At 42.2% G+C, this 7,425-nt stretch carries 6 protein-coding genes, 1 tRNA gene and 1 pseudogene; 3 read left to right on the top strand and 5 right to left on the bottom strand.

The window, feature by feature from the left end; translation table 11 throughout:
• Positions 1-439 (top strand): annotated as a pseudogene (locus Xvie_RS11055) (tyrosine-type recombinase/integrase); the annotation flags it as partial.
• A 57-nt stretch (positions 440-496) separates the two neighbouring features.
• A complete protein-coding gene (locus tag Xvie_RS11050; protein WP_086109372.1) occupies positions 497-1,192 on the top strand; it encodes an IS6 family transposase in 696 nt (231 codons plus the stop codon).
• 237 nt (positions 1,193-1,429) lie between these two features.
• Here the strand turns inward: Xvie_RS11050 and Xvie_RS11045 are convergent.
• The 3 genes from Xvie_RS11045 to Xvie_RS11035 form a co-directional block, all read right to left on the bottom strand.
• Positions 1,430-1,506: transfer RNA gene (locus Xvie_RS11045), tRNA-Pro, on the bottom strand.
• A 75-nt stretch (positions 1,507-1,581) separates the two neighbouring features.
• Complete coding sequence (yejM, locus tag Xvie_RS11040) at positions 1,582-3,321, bottom strand: LPS biosynthesis-modulating metalloenzyme YejM (RefSeq protein ID WP_086109371.1); 1,740 nt, start codon at positions 3,319-3,321, stop codon at positions 1,582-1,584.
• A 30-nt stretch (positions 3,322-3,351) separates the two neighbouring features.
• Positions 3,352-3,579 carry a YejL family protein gene (locus Xvie_RS11035; RefSeq protein WP_086109370.1) on the bottom strand — a complete coding sequence of 76 codons (228 nt, stop codon included), beginning with the start codon at positions 3,577-3,579 and terminating at the stop codon, positions 3,352-3,354.
• Between the two features lie 275 nt (positions 3,580-3,854).
• Between Xvie_RS11035 and yejK the strand changes: the two genes are divergently transcribed.
• Positions 3,855-4,877, top strand: a complete 1,023-nt coding sequence (gene yejK / locus Xvie_RS11030; RefSeq protein WP_086109369.1) for a nucleoid-associated protein YejK — start codon at positions 3,855-3,857, stop codon at positions 4,875-4,877.
• A gap of 97 nt (positions 4,878-4,974) precedes the next feature.
• Here the strand turns inward: yejK and rplY are convergent, their stop codons facing one another.
• Both rplY and radD read right to left on the bottom strand, forming a co-directional pair.
• The gene (rplY, locus tag Xvie_RS11025; RefSeq protein WP_086109368.1) at positions 4,975-5,256 is read right to left on the bottom strand and encodes a 50S ribosomal protein L25; all 282 of its coding nucleotides are present in this window, start codon (positions 5,254-5,256) and stop codon (positions 4,975-4,977) included.
• A gap of 186 nt (positions 5,257-5,442) precedes the next feature.
• Positions 5,443-7,200 (bottom strand): DNA repair helicase RadD, encoded by a 1,758-nt coding sequence (gene radD / locus Xvie_RS11020; protein ID WP_086109381.1) that lies wholly within the window; start codon positions 7,198-7,200, stop codon positions 5,443-5,445.
• Positions 7,201-7,425 lie beyond the last annotated feature (225 nt).

Genomic DNA, 7,425 nt, shown 5'->3' with positions numbered 1-7,425 from the left:
GAATGATATTCTTGAATTCAATCCCGCTAATGATATGGCAGGCGCACTTTCCACTGTTAAATCTAAACATCATCCTGCCCTACCTCACGAACGTTTACCATAATTTCTCACCCGTATTTCGCACTATCACGGACGCTTAATCACTCGCATTGCAGTAGAATTGACGCTATTGACCTTTGTTCGTTCCAGTGAACTGCGATTTGCCCGTTGGGAAGAACTTGACCTTGAAAATGCAGTCTGGAAAATTCCCGCCATAAGAAAAGCGATTGAAGGTGTGAAATTCTCTGAACGGGGCATGAAAATGAAAACCGAGCATATTGTGCCGTTAAGTTGCCAGGCTGTTACTCTGTTCAAATCACTGCATGTACTGAGTGGTGATTGTGAAGTCATGTTCCCTAACGATCACGATCCCACAAAGGTTATGAGTGAAAGTACGGTTCTGTCGCATTAAGCGATCATCAGGTAAGCTCCTCTGTTTTTGAGCGAGTCCAGAGCGATGTCCCTTATCCGAAAAGCGTTCAAACGTCGGCATTACCCTGTTGATATCATCGCTCAGTGTGTTCGTTGGTATCTGGCCTACGCCCTGAGCCTGCGTAATCTGGAAGAAATGATGGCGGAGCGGGGGATTGCCGTTGATCATTCCACGCTCTCTCGCTGGGCTCACCGCCTGATCCCACTGATTGTTAAAGGCTACCGGCGTAGCAAACCCGCTGTTGGACGTCGGGGGCGAATGGATGAAACCTCTATCAAAATCAAAGGGCAATGGCGTTACCTCTACCGTGCGGTCGACTCGGATGGGAATACTGTCGACTTTCTGTTGACGGCTTATCGGGATAAGTCAGCCGCGTTGCGTTTCTTTAAGAAAGCCTTACGTCAGCACGGACAACCTGAGGGAGTGACCCTGGATAAGAGTGGCGCCAACAAAGCCGCGCTAGACGAGTTAAATCAGGGAATACCGAAGGATAAGCAGATCAATATCCGGCAAAATCAGTATCTCAATAATCTGATTGAACAGGATCACCGCAACGTCAAACGGCGAACACGTCCTATGCTGGGATTCAAGAATTTCAGACGGGCACAGACCCTGTTGGCCGGGATTGAACTGGTCTGTATGTTGCGCAAAGGACAATACCCGCAAGAACCCGAATATCCAATTTCACCGGCGGCCTATTTCTATCAGCTAACAGCATAAAAATAAATCAAGATACTTTTGCTCCAGAGATCTCTGTTAATGCGACAGAACCAGGCTGGGTGAGGGTTTGCCACTTCAATATATCATTGATGAAATTTATGAATTAGTGAGATTTTGTGTTTGAAGTTTAGACCAAAACGATAGGGTAAAAATGAAGACATTAGAGTGGGTTTTACACCAAGCAAATTTGAGGCATAAAAAAACCAACCACAATTGGTTGGTTTTTCTAGGGAAATTTGGTCGGCATGATAGGATTTGAACCTACGACCCCCGACACCCCATGACGGTGCGCTACCAGGCTGCGCTACATGCCGACGACTTTTTCTATACTACCGTTTTTTATTTTCAAAGCAAGCCCCTAATTTAGTGAGTGATTGATTCTTAAGCGATTAGTTTGCTAAAAATCGTTTGGCTTCAGTTAAAATTTGTAATAATTGAGCAAAATTTGGTTTAATGTCCTGAATTTCGTTGCCATCTAAATCATATAGATGATATTTACCATCTTTGGAAAGATAGACAGTATTTTTAGCCATTGTGACAATTAGTGAACCATTATCACCAGTAATCAACCATGGGTTTTCTCTTTGAGCATTAAAGAGATCTTCACCCTGTGAATAATCTGATGGAGAATTAGTGACGTGTAATAAACGACGCATTAAGGTTGTCATAATATCTTGATGGTTGGTCAATTTATCGATAGTTTGTGCAGGTGTATCCGGCCACTGAATTATCAGGGGAATATGAATCTGGTCACGGTTAAATTTGTCACCAGTAAACCATTTTGCGCTGCTGACAGATGTTTTTTTACTCTGTTTGGCTGTGATCACAATGATCGTTTTGTTCAAGATTCCTTTGTTTTTCAAAGCATTTAAAATATGGCTGATTTCAGTATCCAGTACTTTTTTGTCAAATTTCTTGGATGAGGGATTGAAACCGTTAATGTCCAGAAATGAGAACCATGGGGTAGAAGTGTTGCGCAGATCCAGCCATTGGTTCCATTGTGTCACAGTTGAATTATCGTTTTGTTTTTTAGCTTCTGGCAATGAATAGTCGGTCAGTATGGCTTGGCGATAAAGTGGTGTCTGAAATCCATCAGAAGAGAAGAGACCAAATTGATATCCTTGATGTGTCAGAGCATCAACAAGCACAGATGATTTCCTAGCGTTAAGGATTCCGTCTAGATAACCCGATGATATACCATAGAATAGACCAAACAATGCCGTGTCTTTTTGAATGCCAGTGCTGAAATGTTGAGTGAATTGGATATTATTCTGCGCGAAGTGTTTCAGAACCGGCATATCCTTGGCGATGTTTTGATTATCTAGCTCATCCACGACGAGTAAAAGTAAGTTGTAGCCGCGTCCTGCATCCCGATAAGATAAGTTATTCAGTGGGTAATTGACACTCAAGGCTGCGGGATTACCTTGTTGGTCAATGCGGCGCTGGAATTCTTGATGATCCAGTAAACCATGTTTTTCGAGGAACTTGCGGGCGGTCATTGGATAAGAAATTGGTAAGTTTGAACGCTGCATGGTAATCGAACGGTAGAAATTGGCATCCGCCCAGATATACATAAGGTGTGAAGCGATAAAAGCAGTAATAAATACTATTACCAGTGGCTTACCAAATCGTTGACGACTTAGGCTGCGTAATTTTTGCCAGCTCCATGTGCCAAAAAGCATCTGTATCAGGAAAATTACTGGAATACAGATGAATATTAGTTGCCATTCCCTTGCTAATTCGCCTTGTTCTGGATTGGTGACTGAATTCCAAACCAATGAGGTTAAATGCAGGTGAAAATGGGCATAAATGGACGAATCTAATATCAGCAGTGTTAAGCCTGCTGTTGCCAATGCGGCTGAAAGAAACCTCATTAATCGCTGTGAAAAGACGATAAATGTCAGCGGAAATAAAATAAGTAAGTAGATAGCAAAAACAATAAAACTGAAATGACCGAGCCAACTGACCAGCGCATAGATGCGCCCAAACAGTGTACCCGGCCAGTCAGATGTAAATAAATAGCGACTGCCCAGCACCAGACTGAACATAATATTGAACAGTGCGAACCAGTGTCCCCAACTGATCATCTGAGAAACTTTTTCGCGGTAATGCTGACAGCTAGTCACCATATTTTCTTTACGTCAAGGTGTTAATTAAGATTAATGCGCTTTGTCTTCGTTGATTGAAGACTGTAACGCGTGTACAAACGAGTCTGCAATATGTTTGCGCTGTTCAGGTGCAATGCTCGTATTGATCAAATTCGTTACCATATTACCCAAAACCATCAAAGTCAGGTCAGTTGGAGTATGGTTTTTCTCGAAAACACTTACTAATTCAGTTAATAAATGTTCAAATTTTTCATCGCTATAGCGAGATGACTGTGGCATAAATCAAATATCCTGAATGTACAAAGCCCTATATCTTACCGTATAGAGGGGCGATTTTCTGCTTTTTTATGACAAATTAATTCTTTGGTGCCGGAGTTGTTGCCAATCTTGAAGGTGTTGCATCATTTTAATCTCTGATATGTTGCATGCTGACAATTAAATGGCGAGTACTTTTCACCATTTAGGTTTTTGGTTGCAGCAGAAAGGTAACGATGTTTGAATACGCCGCTAATCGCAAGGCCTCTATGGTCAAAGCTGCAAAAGGAGTATAAATAATGAGTCTGGAAATTACCCAGATCGCGTTACACCGGTTGATTAAACGTGGTGAACAAACGTTGGAAATGATTTTACGTGATTCTTTGCTGGATACTAATCAAGTGGTTGCAGAGATGATGGCAGAGTTGCATCGTGTATATAGCGCGAAAAGTAAAGCTTACGGTTTGTTTAATGAGGAAAGTGAACTGGCAGGATCTCTCCGGCATCTACGTAATGGAGATGAGGATTTTCTCGGTTTTAGTCGGGCTGCGACTGTTCGTCTGAAGGATGAATTGGAGAAGTACCCGTTCGCAGAAGGGGGCACGGTGTTGTTTTGTCAATATCGATACCTTGCCGTGGAATATTTGCTGATTGCGGTCCTTAATAGTTGCAACAGCATGTCCGTTAATGATGAGCTTGATGTAAACACAACGCAATATCTTGATATTCCCCATGCTGATATTGTTGCAAGAATCGATCTGACTGAATGGGAAACCAATCCTGAATCCAGTCGTTACTTGACTTTCCTAAAAGGTCGGGTAGGACGGAAGGTCTCTGACTTTTTTATGGATTTCCTTGCTGCCAGCGAAGGCATGAATGCTAAAGTTCAAAATAAAGGTTTATTGCAGGCTGTGGACGATTATTGTGAGTCGGCACAGTTGGATAAAAATGAACGTCAGGCGTATCGTCAGCAAGTTTATAGTTACTGTCATGAGCAGTTACAAGCTGGCGAGGAAATTAAGCTGCAAGAACTATCCCAAGAGTTACCTCCATTGGGAGAGCAAAATTTCCAGCAATTTTCTCAAGAACAGGGTTATAAATTGGAAGAGAGTTTTCCTGCGGATCGCGGAACGCTGCGCCAATTGACAAAATTTGCGGGCAGTGGAGGAGGGTTAACCATCAATTTTGATTCCATGCTGATGGGAGAGAGAATTTTTTGGGATCCAGCAACGGATACGTTGACGATTAAAGGTACTCCGCCGAATTTACGTGATCAATTGCAACGCCATAGTGGTGGAAATAATAGTGGTGGAAATCGCTGAACTGATAACGGAGAAAAAATTAAGTTGTAGAAATAAATAACGCCGCATTTGCGGCGTTATTTACTCGGCGTCCCGATAAAAGCTCGACTGTGGCTAATTAAGCACGCAGGAAATCGATGTGCGTCAGTTTAGGTTTAAACGGATGACGCTGTACTGCCTGCACTTTAACTTTAGTTTCTTTACCATCAACAACCAGAGTCATAACTTCGTAGAATTCTGGTTTGCTTTCATGATTGATAACTGCATCGTGATCCAGTTCGATAGAAACTGGCTCTTGGTTACCACCGTAGATGATTGCTGGAAACTTGTTAGCTCTACGCAGGCGGCGGCTCGCACCCTTGCCCTGCTCTTTACGTACTACTGCATTAATAGTTAACATTATTTTTTCTCTGTAAAAGAAGAAAATAAATCCTGCTACAGGCGACCCTGCAGCAGGTTCGATACTTGGCTTAACATTATGTATTACGCTAAGCGGGCGGGATTCTAACGAAAAACAGATATGACAGCAAATATAAATATGCTTTCCGGTCAGTTAATAGATTAGTGGGCAGGTTGTTTGACATATTTAATACAAATCACTAGCCTGTCTAAATCGCCCTTGATAATCAAAAACCTTTTCTCGAATCTGCCAAAATTGTCCTTTTTTACGAGCGACAACAAAATCAGGGTGGCGTAAGGAAGGAAGTTGATTAGCAATATCTGCCGCTGTTTTCCAACGAAAAATGGTTCCTGGTGCGCGCTGGTGTTGGCGAAGAAATTGTAGTTCAAACACTTTCTTTTGGGCCGGGGTGGATAAACGGAATAGTTCTGATACATCTGCACCATCTTCATCGTAATAAGTGATTTTCAGCCATTCCCCTTTGTTGTCGTGACCCGGTGTTAGTTGCATTCCGCCACAACGCAACACCAGAGCATCTTTAAGTTTCAACGCTGCTTTCAGCATATCATCGGGATCGACGAGTATTTCTTCACAACGGTGACAGCGCCGGGCAGCAATATCGTTTTCTGCACCACAATGAGGACATGATTTGAAGCGAAAACGAAAATCACATTGTTGACGCTTTCCATTTTTGTCTTCTTCCCAGCCTTGGCAGCGTCGTCCAAAATGCTCAATGATGTCTCCATCTGCTGTGCATGTACCCCAAAAAGTATTGGCAAACTGGCAGATGGGACAAAATACCTGTACGGGCTGGTTTTGCGAATTGGGTTTATTGCTACCTATTTCTGGGGTGTAAAGATCGTGGGGATTGCCAGCATAGTCCAGGATCAGACAATCTTTTTTGTCAGGAAATAAACGTAAACCGCGTCCGACGATTTGTTGATAGAGGCTGATAGATTCTGTCGGGCGTAATATAGCGATTAAATCGACATGGGGTGCGTCAAATCCTGTTGTAAGTACTGCAACGTTGACCATATAGCGTAGCCGCTGTTCTTTAAATGCCGTAATTAAGAAGTCTCGTTCAGATGCAGGGGTATCTGCGCTGATTAATGCGGTCTGTTCTGTAGGCAGCAATTGGAAAATTTCTTTAGCATGTTCGACCGTAGCAGCGAAAATCATCACACCTTTTCGATCTTGTGCATATTCAACGACTTGTTTAATGATATGAGGGGTGATGCGTTTTTGGCGCTTGATCTCTCGGTTTAACTCTACTTCGTTGAAAATCCCTTGTTGGCTGGTACGTATCTGACTGAAATCATATTGTATTACGGGCATATCTAACCTTTCTGGAGAAACCAGAAAATGATGCTTAATCATATAACGTAATGGGAGTTCATAAATACAATCGCGAAAAAAACTGCGTTCATTACCGCGGATCATGCCATGATAATGATATTGATATATCCAACCAGAACCAAGACGATAAGGTGTTGCAGTTAAACCCAATATGCGGATTTGGGGGTTGTTTTTCCGGAGCTGCTGGATGATTTGTTGGTATTGACTGTTTTCATCATCATTGATGCGATGGCATTCATCAATGATTAGCAGTGAAAAATGGTGATCAAAGCAATCCAAATTGCGGGCAATGGATTGGATGCTGCCAAAAACGACTTTTCCTTCGCTTTGTTTTTGATTCAACCCAGCAGAAAAAATATCGGCATTCAGTCCATAAGTACAATATTTGCTGTGGTTTTGTGCAACGAGTTCTTTGACATGTGCCAGTACCAAAACGCGGCCATGAGCTAATTTTGCCAGTTCAGCGATGACAAGACTTTTACCTGCCCCCGTTGGCAAAACAATAACGGCAGGATCTTTGTGTTGGCGAAAGTAGTGAATGGTTGCATCTACTGCTTCTTGTTGATAAGGACGTAAAGTAAGAGCCATTTTTATGTTACTGTCACAAACATCAGGTAAAAGATAATTGGTAGAGAATAACATTTTTCATTTAACCCTGCTGTTGAGAAATAATTTGTCATTATTTTTCTAGGGGAAAAATGGGCTATAACGTGTAACTTATTGTTGCTATAGTTACTGCCGTGATGATTTTTTTATAAATTATCTGTTTAATCTTGTATCCCAGTAGTAGCCTTGAAATTGTTCGCAATATCA

Origin of the sequence: Xenorhabdus vietnamensis, from assembly GCF_002127535.1 — a bacterium.
Lineage (GTDB): Bacteria > Pseudomonadota > Gammaproteobacteria > Enterobacterales > Enterobacteriaceae > Xenorhabdus > Xenorhabdus vietnamensis.
The sequence above is the reverse complement of the archived record's forward strand: the minus strand, read 5'-3'. Positions and strand labels throughout refer to the sequence as shown.

Coding starts and splice junctions, on each gene's coding strand:
- Xvie_RS11050 (WP_086109372.1), top strand. CDS start 497: ATGTCCCTTATCCGAAAAGCGTTCAAACGTCGGCATTACCCTGTTGAT.
- yejM (WP_086109371.1), bottom strand. CDS start 3,321: ATGGTGACTAGCTGTCAGCATTACCGCGAAAAAGTTTCTCAGATGATC.
- Xvie_RS11035 (WP_086109370.1), bottom strand. CDS start 3,579: ATGCCACAGTCATCTCGCTATAGCGATGAAAAATTTGAACATTTATTA.
- yejK (WP_086109369.1), top strand. CDS start 3,855: ATGAGTCTGGAAATTACCCAGATCGCGTTACACCGGTTGATTAAACGT.
- rplY (WP_086109368.1), bottom strand. CDS start 5,256: ATGTTAACTATTAATGCAGTAGTACGTAAAGAGCAGGGCAAGGGTGCG.
- radD (WP_086109381.1), bottom strand. CDS start 7,200: ATGGCTCTTACTTTACGTCCTTATCAACAAGAAGCAGTAGATGCAACC.